The sequence below is a fragment of the Reyranella sp. genome (genome assembly GCF_965229815.1).
Taxonomy (GTDB): domain Bacteria; phylum Pseudomonadota; class Alphaproteobacteria; order Reyranellales; family Reyranellaceae; genus Reyranella.
On record NZ_CBDDJN010000002.1, the window covers coordinates 632,892 to 650,453 of the forward strand.

The following is a 17,562-nucleotide window of genomic DNA, read 5'->3' on the forward strand; positions in this document are numbered from 1 at the left end:
GGCGCCACTTGCCCGGCCCGGTCGACGCGCTATATCAGAGCTCTGATACGATGGAGATCGGCATGAGCCACGTCCGCGTCGCCTACGAAACCTTCCAGAAGACGGCCCCCGGCGCCCAGGCGGCGCTGCTGGCCATGGGCAAGAGCACGGAGGAGTCGGGCCTCGACAAGTCGATCGTCGAGCTGGCCAAGCTCCGGGTGTCGCAGATCAACAACTGCGCCTTCTGCCTGCAGATCCATCTCAACGTTGCGCGGCGGCTGGGCCTCGCGCAGGAGAAGCTCGATCTCGTCGCCACCTGGCACGAGGCCGGCATCTTCTCCGATCGCGAGGGCGCGGCGCTGGCCTGGGCGGAGACGCTGACGCGGCTGGCCGACCGCAGCGTGCCCGACGAGGCCTATGCCGCGGTGCGCGACCATTTCAGCGAGGACGAGGTGATCGCGCTCAGCGTCGCCGTCGCCAACATCAACGCCTGGAACCGGCTGGGCGCGGCGTTCCGCTTCGCGCCGCCGATCGCGAAGAAGGTCGCCGCGGCGGCCGCCTGAGGCGGCCGCCCGCGCCCTCACTTCGCGGCGATCACTGTCGCGGCGGGCTGCAGGCTGAGCGTGAAGGCGGCGCCGCCGGTCGGCCGGTTCTCGACCGCGACCCGGCCGCCATGGGTCTCGGCGACGCGGGCCACGATGGCGAGCCCGAGCCCGCGGCTCTCGGACCGGCTGCGATCGCGCCGCCAGAACCGTCGGAAGATGGTCTGGCGCTCCGCTTCCGGCACACCCGGCCCGTCGTCGAGCACGCGGACCGTGGCCGGTGGCGCGACCTCGACCTCGACCGAGCCGCCGGTCGGCGCGTGCCTCAGGGCGTTCTCGACGAGGTTGCGGACCGCCCGGAACAGCGCCTCGGAATGGCCACGCACCCACACCGGCTGCTCGGGCCCGGTGAGTGCGATCGCCTTGGACTGGGCGACCGCGACCGGCGCCATGAATGTCACGGCTTCGGCACAGACGGCCTGCAGATCGGCCCGCGCCTCGCGGCCCACCACGAAGCTCTCGAGCTCGGCGATGTCGAGCACCTGGTTGACGACCCGGGTCATGTTCTCGAGGTCCTGGCGCAGCGAATCGCGCAGTGGACCCGCCTCGAGGGTATCGACGCGGGCCCGCACGATGGTGAGCGGCGTGCGCAGCTCGTGCGCCATGTCCGCCGTGAAGTCGCGCTGGGCGCGGAAGCCTGCCTCGAGACGGTCGAACGCCTCGTTGACGGCATGAACGAGCGGAGCGATCTCGGTCGGCATCGCGCGCTCCGGCAGGCGGACGTCGGTCCGGGCCGGGCCGATCGCGGCGGCCGTCGTCGACGCCTCGCGTACCGGCTCGAGCGCCCGCCGGAAGATCAGGATGTCGATCAGCAGCAGCGCCAGCATCAGCGGGAAGGTGATCCAGGCGACGCGGGGCAGGAACGACGCGACGATGTCGTCGAAGATCACGTCGCGATGCGACAGGTCCTGGCCGACCTGCAGCACGTAGCGCCGGCCGTCGACCACCTTCGGCACCGTGACCCCGAACAGCATGGCCTCGGCGTTGCGCCGGCGGATCGACCAGTCCTCGCGGTGATCCTGGGGCGAGACCAGCGCGGCGCCGTCGCGGCGCGAGGAGAACAGCACCCGCCCCGACGGGTCGAGGACGGCATAGGCATAGAGACCGTAGTCGCCGAGCAGCGGCTGGATCTCCGGAGGGATGTCGAGGGTCAGCTTCCCGTCCGTCCCGTGCCTGAGAAAGTTGCCGATGGTCGCCGCCTGCGCCCGCAGCTTGTCGCGATGCAGGCTGTTCGCCGCCCCGTTGAGCATCCAGTAGAGGGCCAGCGGCATGACGATGGCCACCACGGCGATGGCGAGCACATGCAGCGCCACGATGCGGGAGATGATCGACCCGAAGCGGGTCACCCCGGCTTTTCCTCGGCCATCAGGTAGCCGACCCCGCGCACCGTATGGATCTTCACGGTCGCGCCGGCGTCGGCCAGCATCTTGCGCAGCCGGTGGACGTAGACCTCCACGGCATTCGAGCCGACATCGCCGGAGAGGCCGAACAGATGGTCCTCGAAGAGGCGCTTGGGGGCGACGTTGCCGCTGCGTCGCAGGAGGATCTCGAGCACCGCGGTCTCGCGCGCCGGGATGGCACGGACCGCGCCGGCCACGGTGACGTGCCGGCCCTCGGTGTCGAGCGAGACGTTGCCGAAGCTCAGCTGCTTGCCCAGGAGGTTGCCCGGACGGCGCAGCAGGGCCTGCAGCCGCGCGACCAGCTCCTCGATGGCGAAGGGCTTGGCCATGTAGTCGTCGGCGCCCTCGCGCAGGCCGGTGACGCGGTCGCTGACGCCGTCGCGGGCGGTCAGCACCAGCACCGGCGTGGCGTCGCCGCGGCGGCGCATGTCGCGCAGGACCCGCAGCCCGTCGTCGTCCGGCAGGCCGCGATCGAGCACGACCGCCGAGTACTGCAGAGCGGTCACGGCATGATCGGCATCGTTGGCGGTGCCGACGGAGTCGGCGGCGAAGCCGCCCTGGGCCAGTCCCCTCTTCAGGAGGGCGACGAGCTCGATATTGTCTTCGACGAGAAGGACCCTCATTCGGCCGCTGCTTTCCCCGGACGCCGTCGCGATCCTAGCATGACGGTTGTCGCGCTTCGGTGCGACAAGCAAGCGTCCGCCGTGTCAGCTCTTCGTAATCCATCGCGGCCGCCGGGCGCCGGGGATCGCCGGGTGACCCGGCCGGAGGTTCCGCGGGTCGTTGCCGTCGTGCGGCCGCAAGAGCCCTCGAACCGCTCCAGGCTGAGCGACCGGCCCGACGATTCGCCGGCTTCATGTCGGCCGGCGCGTCGTGTAAGGCGAAGCCCATGGCGCCGTTCGACGAGACCATCGCCCTGGAGGACCGCGCGCTGCGGGTGCGCCGCCTCGCGCCGGCCGCCGACGACGGGCTGGAGCGGACCACGCTGGTGTTCCTGCACGAGGGGCTGGGCTGCATCGAGATGTGGCGCGACTTCCCGCAGCGCCTGTGCGACGCCACGCGCTGCCGCGGCATCGTCTACGACCGCACGGGCTACGGCCGGTCGAGCCCGTGGCCCGACGATCCCGGCGTGCGCTACATGGAGATCGAGGCCGACGAGGTCCTGCCGCGCCTGCTCGCCGCGCTCGGCGTCGAGGACTGCGTTCTGGTCGGCCACAGCGACGGCGGCACGATCGCGCTCAACTACGCGGCCCGCGACCCCGAGCCGCTGCGCGCTGTGGTGACGCTGGCCGCCCACGCCATCAACGAGCCGGTCTGCACCGTCGCCATTGCCCGGGCGCAGGAGGCCTTCGCGGCCGGCGAACTGCGTCAGCGCCTGTTCAAGTATCACGGCGACAATGTCGACGGCGCCTTTCGCCTGTGGTCGCAGGCCTGGCTGTCGCCGGGCTTCGAGCCGATGGACGCCGACGGCCGATTGCCGGGTGTCGTGGTGCCGGTGCAGGCGATCCAGGGCGAGGACGACGAATACGGCAGCGAGCTGCAGCTCGGCATCATCGCCGGCAAGGTCGGCGGCTATTGCGAGACCCGCCTGGTCCCCGACTGCGGCCACAGTCCGCACCTGCAGCAGCCGGCCTACGTGCTGGCCGAGGCGGCCCGCTTCATTGCCCCGCTGGCGCTGGCCGGCTGACGGTCAGAGCCGCTTCAGCTCGCTGGTCGCGGCCCAGTTGAACTCCGAGATGGTGGGACAGCGCGCCTGGGCGAGGCGGAACTGCTCGCTGGCGCGCTGGCGCTCGCCGCGGCGCAGGGCCTCGATGCCGACGAAGAACGCCGCCGGGCACTTGCCGTCGGCACGCTTGGCCGCGTCGTCGGTCTCGGCCACGACGGCCAGCTCGCCGACCGGCAGCCGGCCCAGCAGGAAGGCTGCGATGGGGCCGGGCCAGTCGGCCAGCGACTCAGCCCCGACATCCCGGGCCAGCCGCGCCCGGGCGTCGAGCCGGCCGCGTGCCTGGGCGGCGTAGCGCCACAGGAGCGGTCCCAGTCGCGAGCGGAAGGAGGCGCGGTCGGTCAGCGACGCGTCGAAGTCCTCCGCCGCGCGGGCATACTGGCCCAGGTTGAAGTTCGCCTGGCCACGGAAATAGAGCGCGGCGCGGCGGTCGGCCGGCGTCGTCGGCCCCGCGAGCGCGCCATCGAGCAGGCCGAGCGCCCGCACGAAGTCGGCGATCTGCATGTAGACCTGTGCCTGGGCGATCGTCAGCCAGGCATCCCCCGGCTTCTGCTCCAGGGCGCTGTCGAGCGTCCGCAGGGCCGCCGCCCGGTCGCCGCCGCCGGCCAGTTCCGGCACGGTCCCCGACAGGATCAGCGGCCAGGCGGCCGGCAGGACCTTGCCCATTTCGGCGATGTCCTTGCGGCTGTCGGCCTGGCGGCCCAGCCGGCTGAGCTGATAGGCGCGGATGCTGAGGTAGATCGAACGGTCGAAGGCCGACAGCCTGGGGCTGGACAGGATCCGGTTCAGGGCCTCGAGGTCGGGACCGCGCTGGTCTCCGGACAGCATCGGCGCCGCCGGGGAACGGTCGAGCCGGCGCGCCAGCGGGTCCCAGGAGTCGATACCGCTGCGCTGCGCGAGGACCGGCGCCGCGGTCATCACCAGCGCTGCAAACCCCGCGAAATAACCGGCGATTTTCGCGCGCATTCGCGCAATCTCGCACATCGCTGCCGGTGCCGCATCCGCCGATTGCCTGTGCCCGTTCATGCCCCTATTTTGCCCCCGCCCGCACGCACGCACCGACCCCAGGAGACACGAATATGGCCGCCGCCCATCCCAACAGCTTCAAGGCTCGAAAGTCGCTGACGGTCGGCAGCAAGAGCTACACCTACTTCAGCCTCAAGGCGGTCGAGAAGCAGGTCGGCGACCTGTCGCGGCTGCCCTTCTCGCTGCGGGTGCTGATGGAAAACCTCGTCCGTCACGAAGACGGAACGACCGTCAAGAAGGAAGACATCGCCGCCTTCGCCGGCTGGATCAAGAACGGCGGCAAGTCGACCAAGGAGATCAACTTCCGGCCGGCCCGCGTGCTGATGCAGGACTTCACCGGCGTGCCGGCGGTGGTCGACCTGGCCGCGATGCGCGACGCCATGGGCGCGCTGGGCGGCGATCCCAAGAAGATCAACCCGCTGGTGCCGGTCGACCTGGTGATCGACCATTCGGTGATCGTCGACAATTTCGGCAACCAGAGCGCCTTCAAGGCCAACGTGGCGCTGGAGTACGAGCGCAACCTCGAGCGCTACCAGTTCCTGCGCTGGGGCCAGATGGCGTTCGACAATTTCCGCGTCGTGCCGCCGGGCACCGGCATCTGCCACCAGGTGAACCTCGAGTACCTCGCGCAGGTCGTGTGGACCCGCAAGGAAGGCCGCGAGACGATCGCCTATCCCGACACGCTGGTCGGCACCGACAGCCACACGACCATGGTCAACGGCCTCAGCGTGCTGGGCTGGGGTGTCGGCGGCATCGAGGCCGAGGCGGCCATGCTGGGCCAGGCCCAGCCGATGGTCATTCCCGACGTCGTCGGCTTCAAGCTGACCGGCAAGCTGCGCGAGGGCGCGACGGCCACCGACCTGGTGCTGACCGTGACGCAGATGCTGCGCAAGAAGGGCGTGGTCAACAAGTTCGTCGAGTTCTACGGCGAGGGCCTGGCCGAGATGCCGCTCGCCAACCGCGCCACGATCGCCAACATGGCCCCCGAGTACGGCGCGACCTGCGGCTTCTTCCCGGTCGACGAGATCACCATCGGCTACCTCAAGACGACCAACCGTGGCCAGGCCGCCAAGCTGGTCGAGGCCTATGCCAAGAAGCAGGGCCTGTGGCGCTCCAAGAAGTCGCCGGAGCCGGTCTTCACCGACACGCTGCATCTCGACCTGGGCGAGGTCGAGCCGAGCCTTGCCGGGCCGAAGCGCCCGCAGGACCGCGTGCCGCTCAGCCAGGCGGCGGCGCAGTTCGTCGCCAACATGGACAAGGAGTTCGACCGCACCGACGACGGCAAGCGCGTCAAGTGCGAGGGCGCCGACTACGATCTCGGCCACGGCGACATCGTGATCGCCGCCATCACCTCCTGCACAAACACGTCCAACCCCTACGTGATGCTGGGCGCCGGCCTGATCGCCCGCAACGCGGTGAAGCTCGGCCTCAAGGTCAAGCCGTGGGTGAAGACGTCGCTGGCGCCGGGCTCGCAGGTCGTCACCGAGTACCTGCAGGCCGCCGGCCTGCAGAAGGATCTCGACAAGATCGGCTTCAACCTGGTCGGCTACGGCTGCACGAGCTGCATCGGCAATTCCGGCCCGCTGCCCGACCCGGTGACCAAGGCGATCACCGACGGCGACCTCGTCGTCGGCTCGGTCTTGTCGGGCAACCGCAACTTCGAGGGCCGCGTCAATCCGCTGACCCGCGCCAACTACCTCGCCTCGCCGATGCTGGTCGTGGTCTATGCGCTCGCCGGCTCGATGAAGATCGACATCACCAAGGATCCGGTCGCGACCGGCAAGGGCGGCAAGCCGGTCTACCTCAAGGACCTCTGGCCCTCGAACGCCGAGGTCCAGAAGTTCGTCGACAAGTTCGTCACGACCAAGGCCTTCAAGAAGCGCTACGCCGACGTCTTCAAGGGCGACAAGTTCTGGCGCGGCATCAAGACCAAGCCCAGCCTGACCTATGCCTGGGACGACAAGTCGACCTATGTGCGCAACCCGCCCTACTTCGACGGCATGGGCAAGGCGCCGACCGCGCTCAACAACATCAAGGGCGCGCGGCCGCTCGGCCAGTTCGGCGATTCGATCACGACCGACCACATCTCGCCGGCCGGCTCGATCAAGAAGGACAGCCCGGCCGGATCGTACCTGCTGGACCACGGCGTGGAGCCGAAGGACTTCAACCAGTACGGCACGCGGCGCGGCAACCACGAGGTGATGATGCGCGGCACCTTCGCCAACATCCGCCTCAAGAACGAGATGGTGCCGGGCGTCGAGGGCGGCTTCACGCATCACTACCAGACCGACCAGCCCGAGCCGATCTACGACGTGGCGATGCGCTACAAGAAGGAGCACACGCCGCAGATCCTGATCGCCGGCAAGGAATACGGCACCGGCAGCTCGCGCGACTGGGCGGCCAAGGGCGTCAACCTGCTGGGCGTGAAGGCGGTGGTCTGCGAGACCTTCGAGCGCATCCATCGCTCGAACCTGGTCGGCATGGGCGTGCTGCCGCTGCAGTTCAAGGACGGCATGACGCGCAAGACGCTGAACCTCACCGGCCACGAGAGCTTCGACGTCGGCGGCATCGAGGGCGGCCTGCGTCCGGGCATGGACGTGCCGCTGACGATCCATCGACGCGACGGCGCCAGCGAGACGGTGACCCTGACCTGCCGCATCGATACCGCCGAGGAGGTCGAGTACTTCAAGAACGGCGGCGTGCTGCACTACGTGCTGCGCAACCTCGCGCACGCGGCGTGAGCCAGTGAACGCCTCCCTCGGATTCCTCTCCCCCGGCAGGGGGAGAGGCAAGGTGAGGGGGCTTCGAAAGCCCGGGCAACCCCCTCACCCAACCTCTCCCCCTGCCGGGGGAGAGGAGGCGTTCGTTCGCCTGGGATGACGTCGCTCGCCCAGCACTTCGTCGCCATGGCCGGCAACAATGCCTGGGCCAACCACCGTCTGCTGACGGCCTGCAAGGCGCTCTCGCCGGCGGAATTCGCCGCCCCGCGCACCGGCTTCTTCCCGTCGCTGCGCGCGACGCTCAATCACATCCTCTGGGTCGATCGCTACTACATCGACGCCCTGCACCGCGATCCCACCGTGCTGCAGCGCTACGACGAGCCGCCGCCGGACTTCCCCGATGCCGGCCAGCTCTACGACGCCCAGCGCGCGAGCGACCGCCGCCTGGTCGACTTCTGCGAGCGCCAGAGCGAGGCCAGCCTGGCCGAGGGGCTGGTGCTGCCGCGGCCCAACCGCACGCCGCCGCCGACAAGCGTCGCCTCGGTCCTCGAGCACCTCTTCCAGCACCAGATCCATCATCGCGGCCAGGCGCATGCCATGCTGAGCGCCACCGGGGTGAAGCCGCCGCAGCTCGACGAGTTCTTCCTGGCCGGCGAGGAGCACCTGCGGCGCGACGAGCAGCGGCTGCTCGGCCTGCCGGCGCGGTGACGGGGCACTGATGCGGCCACGCCCGTCCTTCGCCGGCGCCGCGGTCGAGGTGAGCGACCTCGGCCGCTCCGTCGCCTTCCACCGCCTGTGGCTGCCCATGCTGGGCTTCCGCCGCGTCTGGGCCGGGCCCGACCGGGTCATGTGGGCGCGCGGCTACGACCATTTCGTCATGCGCCAGGCACGCGACGGCGTGTCCTACGGGCCGGGCGCCCTGTGGCTCGCCGTGTCGGCCGAGAGTCGCGCCCAGGTCGACCAGGTCTTCGCCGAGATGCGCGACGCCGGTGCGGAGATCCTGCAGCCGCCCAAGGAGCTCGACTACTTCGCCCCCGGCTACTACTCGGTCGCCTTCCGCGACCCCGACGGCGTGCCCATCGAGGTGGCGCATCGCTGGGACGAGCTGCCCGAAGTGTCCGACGCCGAGCAGGTGCGCGTGCCCGGCCACGGCGTCACCCTGGGCGGCTACCTCTTCCGCCCGCAGGCCGGCGCGCCGCCGCATCCGGCGCTGATCCTCCTGCACGGCTTCGCCGGCCACGCCCACAACCTGGTCGGCCTCGCCCGCCGCGCCACCGCCAACGGATACGTGGCGCTCGCTCTGTCGCTGCGCGGCTGGCTGGGGTCGGAGGGCGAAAGCGACCAGGGGCTGCGCCAGCCGCTCGACGTGCTGGCCGCGATCGACTGGCTGGCCCATCGCCCGCTGGTCGATCCGCGGCGCATCGGCCTGGTCGGCGCCTCGATGGGCGGGCAGGTCGCGCTGCTCACCGCCGCGCACAAGCCGCCGATCGGCGCCGTCGCCGCCTATTTCTCGCCGACCGATCTCGCCGCCTGGCGCGAGGCCAATCCCTTCATCCGCGACTATCTCGACGATCTGTGCGGCCCGGAGGGCCTGCCCGTGCGCTCGCCGCTGCTGCGCGTCGCCCAGATCGACACCCCCGTGCTGCTGATCCACGGCGACCGCGACGAGAACGTGCCGGTCGAGCAGTCGCTTTCCATGGCCGAGGCCCTCCGGACCCACGGCAAGGACGTCGAGACGCTGATCGTCTCCGGCGCCTCGCATTACTTCACGGAACAGGAGTATGGCGTTGCCCTGCGCAAGCTGTTCGAATTCCTGCGCCGCCATCTCAACCGGAGCTGATCCTTCATGCGCGTGTCCGAAGCCGTCAATTCCCGCCGTTCCATGCGCGTCTTCAAGCCGGAGCCCGTGCCGCGCGCCGACATCGAATGGATCATCGCCAACGCCAGCCGCTCGGCGTCCAACGGCAACCTGCAGCCGTGGAAGCTCCACGTCACCACCGGCGAGGCGCGCCGGCGCCTCTCGACCGCCATCCTGAAGGCGATGGACGACGGCGACACCGGCCCGGGCGCCGAGTACGACGTCTATCCGAAGGAATTCACGCCGGTCTACGACGCGCGCCGCAAGCTGGTCGGCAAGCAGCTCTACACGCTGCTCGGCGTGCCGCGCGGCGATGCCGCCGGCATGCTGAAGCAGTTCCGCAAGAACTACGAGTTCTTCGACGCGCCGGTCGGCATGATCCTCTGCGTCGAGCGGCGCATGGGCAACGGCCAGTGGATCGACTGCGGCATCTTCCTCGACCAGTTGATGCTGCTGGCGCGCGAGAAGGGCCTGCATACCTGCCCGCAGGCCGCCTTCAGCCGCTTCCAGCACGTCGTGCGCCGCGAGCTCGCGATCCCCGACGACCAGGTCGTCATCTGCGGCCTGGCGCTGGGCTACGCCGATCCCGATGCCGTGCCGAACAACCTCATCACCGAGCGCGCGCCGCTGCAGGACTTCACCGTCTGGCACGAGGGATGACGCGGCCGAAAGTCGAATTGCCGAGCCCGCCGCGAGCGGGCTAAAACGCTGGCAATTCGCGAAGAATCCGGCGGGAGGAAGCCATGACCGACGAAGTGATCGACGTCAGCCCCGAATGGGCTCAGCGCGCCTACGTCGACAACGCCAAGTACAAGGCGATGTACGACGCCTCGGTCAAGGACCCGGCTGCGTTCTGGGGCGAGCACGGCAAGCGCGTCGACTGGATCAAGCCCTACAGCCCGGGCGCCGTGCGCGACGTCGACTATACCGGCGACGTCCGCATCCGCTGGTACCACGATGGCGTGCTGAACGTGTCGGCCAACTGCGTCGACCGCCATCTCGCCAAGCGCGCCGACCAGACGGCGATCATCTGGGAAGGCGACGACCCGGCGAAGTCCAGGAACATCACCTATCGCGAGCTGCACGCCGAAGTGTGCCGCATGGCCAACGCGCTCAAGGAGCTCGGCGTCAGGAAGGGCGATCGCGTCACGATCTACCTGCCGATGATCCCCGAGGCGGCCTACGCCATGCTGGCCTGCACGCGCATCGGCGCCATCCATTCGGTGGTGTTCGGCGGCTTCTCGCCCGACAGCCTGGCCAACCGCATCGTCGACTGCGACAGCAATGTCGTCATCACCGCCGACGAGGGGCTGCGCGGCGGCAAGCCGATCCCGCTCAAGGTCAACACCGACGAGGCGCTGGAGAAGTGCCCCGGCGTCAATAAGGTGCTGGTGGTCCGCCACACCGGCGGCAAGGTGGGCTGGGACGCCGGACGCGACGTGTGGTGGCACGAGATCGCGGCCAAGGTGCCGGCCGAGTGCGCACCCGAGCCCATGGGGGCCGAGGATCCGCTCTTCATCCTCTACACGTCCGGCTCGACCGGGAAGCCCAAGGGCGTGCTGCACACGACCGGCGGCTACCTCGTGTTCGCCTCGATGACGCACCAGTACGTCTTCGACTATCACGACGGCGACATCTACTGGTGCACCGCCGACGTCGGCTGGGTCACCGGCCACAGCTACATCGTCTACGGCCCGCTGGCGAACGGCGCCACGACGCTGATGTTCGAGGGCGTGCCGAACTACCCCGACGCCAGCCGCTTCTGGCACGTCATCGACAAGCACAAGGTCAACATCTTCTACACCGCTCCCACCGCCATCCGCGCCCTGATGCGCGAGGGCGAGGCCCCGGTGAAGAAGGCGTCGCGCAAGAGCCTGCGCCTGCTCGGCTCGGTCGGCGAGCCGATCAATCCCGAAGCGTGGCTCTGGTACTATCGCGTCGTCGGCGATTCGCGCTGCCCGATCGTCGACACCTGGTGGCAGACCGAGACCGGCGGCATCCTGATCACGCCGCTGCCCGGCGCCATCAAGCTCAAGCCCGGCTCGGCCACCCGGCCCTTCTTCGGCGTGCAGCCGGTCATGGTCGACGCCGCCGGCGACGTCCTGCAGGGTCCGGCGACCGGCAATCTGTGCCTGGTCAACTCGTGGCCCGGCCAGATGCGGACGGTCTACGGCGACCACCAGCGCTTCATCGACACCTACTTCAAGACCTATCCCGGCAAGTACTTCACCGGCGACGGCGCGCGGCGGGACGAGGACGGCTACTACTGGATCACCGGCCGCGTCGACGACGTGATCAACGTCTCGGGCCATCGCATCGGCACCGCCGAGGTGGAGAGCGCCCTGGTCGCCAACCAGAAGGTGGCCGAGGCCGCCGTGGTCGGCTTCCCGCACGACATCAAGGGCCAGGGCATCTACGCCTACGTGACGCTGAAGGCCGGCCAGCCCTCGTCCGACGCGCTGCGCAAGGAGCTGGTCGCCTGGGTGCGCAAGGAGATCGGCCCGATCGCCACGCCCGACGTCATCCAGTGGGCGCCCGGCCTGCCCAAGACGCGCTCGGGCAAGATCATGCGCCGCATCCTGCGCAAGATCGCCGAGAACGACTTCGGCAATCTCGGCGACACCTCGACCCTGGCCGATCCCGGCGTGGTCGACGACCTGGTTAAGAACCGCGCGCCGTAGGGCGCCAAGGAGTCCGATGGCCAACCCGACGATACAGCTTCTCGCCGCAGACCTGGCCGCCGGCCGCACCACATCCCGCGCCCTCACCGAGCAGGCACTGGCCCGCATCGAGGACCCGGCCGGCGAGGGCAAGCGGGTCTTCGTCAGGACCTACCGCGCGGCGGCGCTGGCCGCCGCCGACGCCAGCGACGCGCTGCGCAAGGCGGGCATCGTGCCCTCGCCGCTCGCCGGCCTCCCGGTCTCGATCAAGAACCTGTGCGACGTCGCCGGCGAGACCACGCTGGCGGGCTCGCGGGCGCTCGACGATGCGGCGCCGGCTACGGCGGACGCGCCGGTGGTGGCGCGCCTGCGGGCGGCCGGCGCGGTGATCGTCGGCTCGACCAACATGAGCGAGTTCGCCTTCTCGGGCGTCGGCTTCAATCCGCACTACGGCACGCCGGGCAACCCGGCCGACCGCAGCCGCGTGCCCGGCGGCTCCTCGTCGGGTGCCGCCGTCTCGGTGGCCGACGGCATGGCGGTGGCGGCGCTCGGCACCGACACCGGCGGCTCGGTCCGCATCCCGGCCGCGGTCTGCGGCCTGACCGGCTTCAAGCCGACCGCCCGGCGCGTGCCGATCGACGGCGTCGTGCCGCTCTCGACCTCGCTCGATTCGATCGGTCCGCTGGCCAACTCGATCGAGTGCTGCGCCATCGTCGACGCGGTGTTCGCCGGCGAGCCCATCGCGGTGCCGGCGGCGGCGCCGCTCAGCGGCCTGCGCCTGGCCGTGCCCATGCACTTCGTGATGAGCGATCTCGATCCCGTCGTCGCGGCCGCCTTCGAGCGGGCGCTGAAGGCGCTGGCGGGAGTCGGCGTCAAGGTCGACAGGATCGACCTGCCCGAGCTCGACGAGCTGCCGGCGATCAACGCCAAGGGCGGCTTCGCCGCATCCGAGGCCTATGCCTGGCACCGCACGCTGATCGCACGCCGCGGCAAGGATTACGATCCGTTCGTCCATCCGCGCATCATGCGGGGCAAGGAGATGGACGCGGCCGACTACATCGAGCTGCTGCAGGCGCGCGCCGACCTGTGCCGGCGCGTGTCGGCGGTGACGGCGAACTACGATGCCGTGGCGATGCCGACCTGCGCCATCGTCGCGCCGACGCTCGACGAGGTCTCGACGCCCGAGGGCTTCACCCGGAAGAACCTGCTGCTGCTGCGCAACACCACGGTCGGCAACTTCCTCGACCGCTGCGCCATCAGCCTGCCCTGCCACGCCGCCGGCGAGCTGCCGGTGGGCTTCATGCTGATGGGCGAGACGATGGCCGACAAGCGCCTGCTCGCCATCGCGCGCTCGGTGGCGCCGGTGGTGCGGGGCTAAATCGTCATCCCGAGCGGGGCGCCGAAGGCGCGCCGTCGAGGGACCTCTTTTCCATTGGCAACAGCGGCAAGAAAGGTCCCTCCACTCCGCTTCGCTTCGGTCGGGATGACGGCTTCTTCTACTTGGGATCGTCCGGCCGGCGCATGCGCCAGACATTGTCGGTCGTGGCGTACTCGCTGTAGCCCAGCCGCGCCACGGGCCGGAAGGCCAGCACGTCGACGCGGCCGTCCTTGATGATGCTGTCGTCGATATGGACGCCGACCACCTGGCCGAACACGACCGAGCCGCGCTTGGTCTCGTGGCCCTTCTCGACCGGCAGCTCGATGGTGCGCCAGTACTTGCACTCCAGGGCGACGGGCGATTCCTTGACCCGCGGCGGCTTCACGATGTTGCAGGGCGCGGGCGTCAGGCCGGCCAGCTTCAGCTCGTCGACACCGAAGGCCACCATGGTGGTGGTGACGTTCATCTGCTCCTTCAGGCTTTCGCTCACCATGTTGACCACGAACTCGCCGCTCGATTCGGCGTTCATGCGGCTGTGCTTGGTCGGCGTGTCGCCGTAGGTGCCGGTGATGGCGAAGTAGACCATGGGCGGGAACTCGCCGACGGCGTTGTAGAAGCTGTAGGGCGCCAGGTTCACGCGGCCCTGGCGGTCGACGGTCGAGATCCAGCCGATCGGCCGCGGCACGATCAGCGATTTCAGCGGATCCTGGGCCAGGCCGTGGTCGCGCTTGGCGGCGTCGTAGAACATCGCTTCCTCCCGGGCCGGTCGCCGGCCCGGTCAGGGGCCGTAGTGGCGGCTGGCTTCCGCATGCGCCGCGTCGAAGGCGGCCTCGAGGCTCGGATTGAGCCCGCGGCACGAGCGTACGACATCGTGCGCCCACACGACATAGTCGGCGAGCCGCGCGGCCGACCAGCCGCTCGGCGGGCTCGTCACCAGGCCGCGCAGGTTCGAGGTCTTGTCGGCGAGCTTCAGGAGCTTGGCGCGGCGCGACTTGCCCGGCGTCTTCTCGATCTGCAGGCGCTTGCGCTCCTCCTTGGGCAACGACTTGTCGTCGGTCACCTCGGCGACCAGCGCAGCGACCTCGGGTCCGAAGCGCTGCTCGAGATCCTCGTAGGTGGCGTCGGTGTCCTCGAGCGTGTCGTGAAGCAGCCCGCCCATCAGCAGGACGACGTCGTCGCCGCCCGTCGCCTCGGCCAGCATCGCCGCCACCTCGGTGAGATGGTTGATGTAGGGCTCGGCCCGCTCGCCCTTGCGCCGCTGCGCGACATGCTGGCGGGCGGCATAGTCGGCGGCGCGGGTCAGGCGGACGAGATCGCTGCTCATGGCCGTCCTTGTGCGACCAGCGGTCCGGCTTGTCGAGCCGTCCCGGCCGGCCCATCTTCGACCCATGTCTCGGACCATGAAGGCGCTGCTGGGCGTCTGGATCGTCGCCCTCGCCGCCGCCGCCGCGTGGATCGGCTGGGATGCCTGGCAGGGCGGCGGCAAGCCGACCATCGGCGGCCCGTTCGCCCTCACCGACCAGAATGGCCGGACCGTCACCAGCGACAGCCTGAAGGGCAAGCCGACGCTGATCTATTTCGGCTTCACCTACTGCCCCGACGTCTGCCCGACCTCGCTGCTGCTGATGGAGAACGCGGTCGAGCAGCTCGGCCCCGATGCCGCCAAAAAGGTCAACATCGTCTTCATCACCATCGATCCCGAGCGCGACACGCCCGAGCTCCTGAAGGGCTATGTCCCCAATTTCGGCCCGACCATCATCGGCCTCACCGGCACGCCGCAGCAGATCGCCGACGTCGCCCGCGCCTATCGCGTCTACTACCAGAAGGTGCCGGGCAAGGACGGCGCGCCCTACCTGATGGACCACTCGTCGATCGTCTACCTGCTCGACCGCAACGGCCGCTTCGTCACCCACTTCACCCACGAGGCAAAGGCCGAATCGATCGCCGCGGCCGTGAAACGCCTGCTGTGACCTGGCGGCAAGCCATTGATTTCAAATAATTTGTGCAATGCACTATTGAAGTGACACGGGGCGCGGCCTACGTAAAATCGGCCGCCCATGCTGTATTCCGCGTACGAGCTCCAACGCCAGTTCGCCCAGCCCATCAGGCTATGGGCCAATGCGCTGGAGAAGGTCTATTCCAGCCCCTACAACCCGCTGACGGACACCTGGTTCGGCAAGTCGGTGGCGGCCGGCGCGGAGATCGTCGCGCGGCTGACGCAGAACTACGGCAAGCCGGCCTTCGGCCTCGCGACGACGCGGATCGGCAACGAGACGGTCGCGGTCAACGAGGAGATCCTGGTCCGCAAGCCGTTCTGCCAGCTGCTGCGCTTCCGGCGCGAGACCGAACGGCGCGATCCCAAGGTCCTGGTCGTGGCGCCCATGAGCGGCCACTACGCGACCCTGCTGCGCGGCACGGTCGAGGCGCTGCTGCCCGAGCACGACGTCCACATCACCGACTGGACCGATGCCCGCGAGGTGCCGCTGTCGGAGGGCAATTTCGACCTCGACGACTATGTCGACTACGTCATGGAATTCTGCCGCTACCTCGGCCCCGACGTGCACGTGATCGCCGTCTGCCAGCCATCGGTACCGGTGCTGGCCGCCGCATCGCTGATGGCCGAGCAGAAGGACCCGCACCAGCCGCGCTCGATCACGCTGATGGGCGGTCCGATCGACACGCGGGTGAGCCCGACGACGCCCAACGACCTGGCGATGCGCAACTCGATGATGTGGTTCCGCCAGAACGTCATCGCGACGGTGCCCTTCAACTATCCGGGCGCCCTGCGCCGCGTCTATCCGGGCTTCCTGCAGCTCACCTCGTTCATCAGCATGAACCTCGACCGCCACATCAACGCGCACATGCGCCAGTTCGAGCATCTCGTCAAAGGCGACGACGATTCGGCCGATTCGCACCGCGCCTTCTACGACGAGTACCTGGCGGTGATGGATCTCTCCGCCGAGTTCTACCTGCAGACCATCGAGGTCGTGTTCAAGGAGCACCTGCTGCCGCGCGGCCTTTGGGTCAGCCGTGGCCGCAAGATCGACCCGTCCTTCATCGAGACGGCGCTGATGACGGTCGAGGGCGAGCTCGACGACATCTCGGGCGTCGGCCAGACCAAGGCGGCCCACGCGCTGACGCCCAACATCCCGGGCGCCCGCCACGTCCACTGGGAGCAGCCGCGGGTCGGCCATTACGGCATCTTCAACGGCCGCAAGTGGCGCGAGCAGATCATGCCGCGCGTCCGCGACTTCATCCGGGCCAACGAGGCGGCCTGACAGTGGCTGTGAGGCCGGCGCGGTGGAGGCCGTTGCCGGTCGGCGCTAGCATTCCGGCATGGACGTGTCCCTGAAACGGCCCGTCGAGATCGGCACCTGGAAGCCCGCACCCTTCGCCCTGCGCGGCGAGACCGTGTTCGCGATCGGCGACGTCCATGGCTGCGCCGCCGAGCTGGCGGCGATGCTCGACGCCATCGCCAACCTGGCGGCCGAGACAGCCGGCCGGCGGCGCCTCGTCTATCTCGGCGACATGATCAACCGCGGGCCCGATTCGATCGGCGTTCTGCGGCAATGGGCCGGCAGCGAGGCCGACCACGGCGTCGACCATGTCGACCGCCTGATGGGCAACCACGAGATCATGATGATGCTGGCCGCGCTCGGCGGCCCGCACGCCGACCGGGCGGAATCGATGTGGCTCAGCAAGCGCATGGGCGGCCAGACGCTGCTCGACCAGATGCGCGAGCGGCTCGACGAGCCGGCGGCCCGCGCCGACCTCGGCCTGCTGCAGCGCGCCCTGGGGAACGAGATCGTCCACCGCCTCTACGGCATGCGCGGCCACGTGCGGCTGGGCAACACGCTGTTCGTCCATGGCGGGCTCGATCCCCATGCCGATCCCGACGAGTTCCTGGCCCGGCCCTGGACCATCTTCACCGAGGCCCGCTGGGCCTGGATCAACCACGGCTTCCTCGACTGGCGACGGGGATTCGGCGGCACGCTGGTGGTCCACGGCCACACGCCGCCCGACAAGCACCGCGCCATCAGCGGCATGGAGGATCCCCACCTGTTCGAGGGCGACCGGCTCGGCCTCGACGGCGGCAGCGCGCGCACCGGCATCGTCACCGCGGCGGAGATCCGCGAGGGCCGCTACCGCATCCTCAAGGCCGGCTCGCCCTTCGCGACCCCGCAATCGTCCGACGACGCGTGATTTCTTTCCGGCG

The 17,562-nt window shown here is 69.5% G+C and carries 16 protein-coding genes; 11 read left to right on the plus strand and 5 right to left on the minus strand.

Features of this window, described 5'->3' with window-relative positions; translation table 11 throughout:
- Positions 1–62: 62 nt before the first annotated feature.
- Positions 63–542, plus strand: coding sequence for a carboxymuconolactone decarboxylase family protein (locus ACO073_RS03565; protein ID WP_421995332.1), 480 nt, complete (start codon positions 63–65; stop codon positions 540–542).
- 17 nt (positions 543–559) lie between these two features.
- Here the strand turns inward: ACO073_RS03565 and ACO073_RS03570 are convergent, their stop codons facing one another.
- Both ACO073_RS03570 and ACO073_RS03575 read right to left on the minus strand, forming a co-directional pair.
- Positions 560–1,927: a sensor histidine kinase gene (locus tag ACO073_RS03570; protein ID WP_421995334.1), complete on the minus strand. Its 1,368-nt coding sequence runs from the start codon at positions 1,925–1,927 to the stop codon at positions 560–562.
- On the minus strand, positions 1,924–2,604 hold the full coding sequence (locus ACO073_RS03575) for a response regulator (RefSeq protein ID WP_421995336.1): 681 nt from the start codon (positions 2,602–2,604) through the stop codon (positions 1,924–1,926). Before ACO073_RS03575 ends, ACO073_RS03570 begins: the two co-directional genes overlap by 4 nt.
- Before the next feature lie 266 nt (positions 2,605–2,870).
- Between ACO073_RS03575 and ACO073_RS03580 the strand changes: the two genes are divergently transcribed.
- Positions 2,871–3,668 carry an alpha/beta fold hydrolase gene (locus tag ACO073_RS03580; protein WP_421995338.1) on the plus strand — a complete coding sequence of 266 codons (798 nt, stop codon included), beginning with the start codon at positions 2,871–2,873 and terminating at the stop codon, positions 3,666–3,668.
- Between the two features lie 3 nt (positions 3,669–3,671).
- Here the strand turns inward: ACO073_RS03580 and ACO073_RS03585 are convergent, their stop codons facing one another.
- Entirely contained in the window at positions 3,672–4,670 is a 999-nt protein-coding gene (locus ACO073_RS03585; protein ID WP_421995340.1) for a hypothetical protein, read from the minus strand.
- 113 nt (positions 4,671–4,783) lie between these two features.
- On the opposite strand from ACO073_RS03585, the gene acnA reads away from it, so the two are divergent.
- The 6 genes from acnA to ACO073_RS03615 all read left to right on the plus strand — a co-directional run bounded on the left by acnA (position 4,784) and on the right by ACO073_RS03615 (position 13,346).
- Complete coding sequence (acnA, locus tag ACO073_RS03590) at positions 4,784–7,471, plus strand: aconitate hydratase AcnA (RefSeq protein ID WP_421995342.1); 2,688 nt, start codon at positions 4,784–4,786, stop codon at positions 7,469–7,471.
- Positions 7,472–7,606: 135 nt separating this feature from the next.
- On the plus strand, positions 7,607–8,158 hold the full coding sequence (locus tag ACO073_RS03595; RefSeq protein ID WP_421995344.1) for a DinB family protein: 552 nt from the start codon (positions 7,607–7,609) through the stop codon (positions 8,156–8,158).
- A gap of 10 nt (positions 8,159–8,168) precedes the next feature.
- Positions 8,169–9,290, plus strand: coding sequence for an alpha/beta fold hydrolase (locus ACO073_RS03600; protein ID WP_421995346.1), 1,122 nt, complete (start codon positions 8,169–8,171; stop codon positions 9,288–9,290).
- Between the two features lie 6 nt (positions 9,291–9,296).
- On the plus strand, positions 9,297–9,968 hold the full coding sequence (locus tag ACO073_RS03605; RefSeq protein WP_421995348.1) for a nitroreductase: 672 nt from the start codon (positions 9,297–9,299) through the stop codon (positions 9,966–9,968).
- 83 nt (positions 9,969–10,051) lie between these two features.
- Positions 10,052–11,989 (plus strand): acetate--CoA ligase, encoded by a 1,938-nt coding sequence (gene acs, locus ACO073_RS03610; protein ID WP_421995350.1) that lies wholly within the window; start codon positions 10,052–10,054, stop codon positions 11,987–11,989.
- 16 nt (positions 11,990–12,005) lie between these two features.
- A complete protein-coding gene (locus tag ACO073_RS03615) occupies positions 12,006–13,346 on the plus strand; it encodes an amidase (protein WP_421995352.1) in 1,341 nt (446 codons plus the stop codon).
- A 118-nt stretch (positions 13,347–13,464) separates the two neighbouring features.
- Here the strand turns inward: ACO073_RS03615 and ACO073_RS03620 are convergent, their stop codons facing one another.
- Both ACO073_RS03620 and ACO073_RS03625 read right to left on the minus strand, forming a co-directional pair.
- Entirely contained in the window at positions 13,465–14,094 is a 630-nt protein-coding gene (locus ACO073_RS03620; protein ID WP_421995354.1) for a flavin reductase family protein, read from the minus strand.
- 30 nt (positions 14,095–14,124) lie between these two features.
- Positions 14,125–14,670, minus strand: coding sequence for an HD domain-containing protein (locus tag ACO073_RS03625; protein WP_421995356.1), 546 nt, complete (start codon positions 14,668–14,670; stop codon positions 14,125–14,127).
- 64 nt (positions 14,671–14,734) lie between these two features.
- On the opposite strand from ACO073_RS03625, the gene ACO073_RS03630 reads away from it, so the two are divergent.
- From ACO073_RS03630 to ACO073_RS03640, 3 genes are all read left to right on the plus strand, one after another.
- The gene (locus tag ACO073_RS03630; protein WP_421995358.1) at positions 14,735–15,316 is read left to right on the plus strand and encodes an SCO family protein; all 582 of its coding nucleotides are present in this window, start codon (positions 14,735–14,737) and stop codon (positions 15,314–15,316) included.
- 87 nt (positions 15,317–15,403) lie between these two features.
- The gene (locus ACO073_RS03635) at positions 15,404–16,624 is read left to right on the plus strand and encodes a polyhydroxyalkanoate depolymerase (RefSeq protein WP_421995360.1); all 1,221 of its coding nucleotides are present in this window, start codon (positions 15,404–15,406) and stop codon (positions 16,622–16,624) included.
- A 58-nt stretch (positions 16,625–16,682) separates the two neighbouring features.
- Positions 16,683–17,549, plus strand: coding sequence for a metallophosphoesterase (locus ACO073_RS03640; RefSeq protein ID WP_421995362.1), 867 nt, complete (start codon positions 16,683–16,685; stop codon positions 17,547–17,549).
- Positions 17,550–17,562: the final 13 nt, after the last annotated feature.

What these genes read in the sequence shown, in the direction of transcription:
- ACO073_RS03640 (WP_421995362.1), top strand. Translation starts at nt 16,683, where the DNA reads ATGGACGTGTCCCTGAAACGGCCCGTCGAGATCGGCACCTGGAAGCCC.
- ACO073_RS03605 (WP_421995348.1), top strand. Translation starts at nt 9,297, where the DNA reads ATGCGCGTGTCCGAAGCCGTCAATTCCCGCCGTTCCATGCGCGTCTTC.
- ACO073_RS03575 (WP_421995336.1), bottom strand. Translation starts at nt 2,604, where the DNA reads ATGAGGGTCCTTCTCGTCGAAGACAATATCGAGCTCGTCGCCCTCCTG.
- acnA (WP_421995342.1), top strand. Translation starts at nt 4,784, where the DNA reads ATGGCCGCCGCCCATCCCAACAGCTTCAAGGCTCGAAAGTCGCTGACG.
- ACO073_RS03630 (WP_421995358.1), top strand. Translation starts at nt 14,735, where the DNA reads ATGTCTCGGACCATGAAGGCGCTGCTGGGCGTCTGGATCGTCGCCCTC.
- ACO073_RS03585 (WP_421995340.1), bottom strand. Translation starts at nt 4,670, where the DNA reads ATGCGCGCGAAAATCGCCGGTTATTTCGCGGGGTTTGCAGCGCTGGTG.
- ACO073_RS03580 (WP_421995338.1), top strand. Translation starts at nt 2,871, where the DNA reads ATGGCGCCGTTCGACGAGACCATCGCCCTGGAGGACCGCGCGCTGCGG.
- ACO073_RS03620 (WP_421995354.1), bottom strand. Translation starts at nt 14,094, where the DNA reads ATGTTCTACGACGCCGCCAAGCGCGACCACGGCCTGGCCCAGGATCCG.
- ACO073_RS03615 (WP_421995352.1), top strand. Translation starts at nt 12,006, where the DNA reads ATGGCCAACCCGACGATACAGCTTCTCGCCGCAGACCTGGCCGCCGGC.
- acs (WP_421995350.1), top strand. Translation starts at nt 10,052, where the DNA reads ATGACCGACGAAGTGATCGACGTCAGCCCCGAATGGGCTCAGCGCGCC.
- ACO073_RS03635 (WP_421995360.1), top strand. Translation starts at nt 15,404, where the DNA reads ATGCTGTATTCCGCGTACGAGCTCCAACGCCAGTTCGCCCAGCCCATC.
- ACO073_RS03595 (WP_421995344.1), top strand. Translation starts at nt 7,607, where the DNA reads ATGACGTCGCTCGCCCAGCACTTCGTCGCCATGGCCGGCAACAATGCC.
- ACO073_RS03625 (WP_421995356.1), bottom strand. Translation starts at nt 14,670, where the DNA reads ATGAGCAGCGATCTCGTCCGCCTGACCCGCGCCGCCGACTATGCCGCC.
- ACO073_RS03600 (WP_421995346.1), top strand. Translation starts at nt 8,169, where the DNA reads ATGCGGCCACGCCCGTCCTTCGCCGGCGCCGCGGTCGAGGTGAGCGAC.
- ACO073_RS03565 (WP_421995332.1), top strand. Translation starts at nt 63, where the DNA reads ATGAGCCACGTCCGCGTCGCCTACGAAACCTTCCAGAAGACGGCCCCC.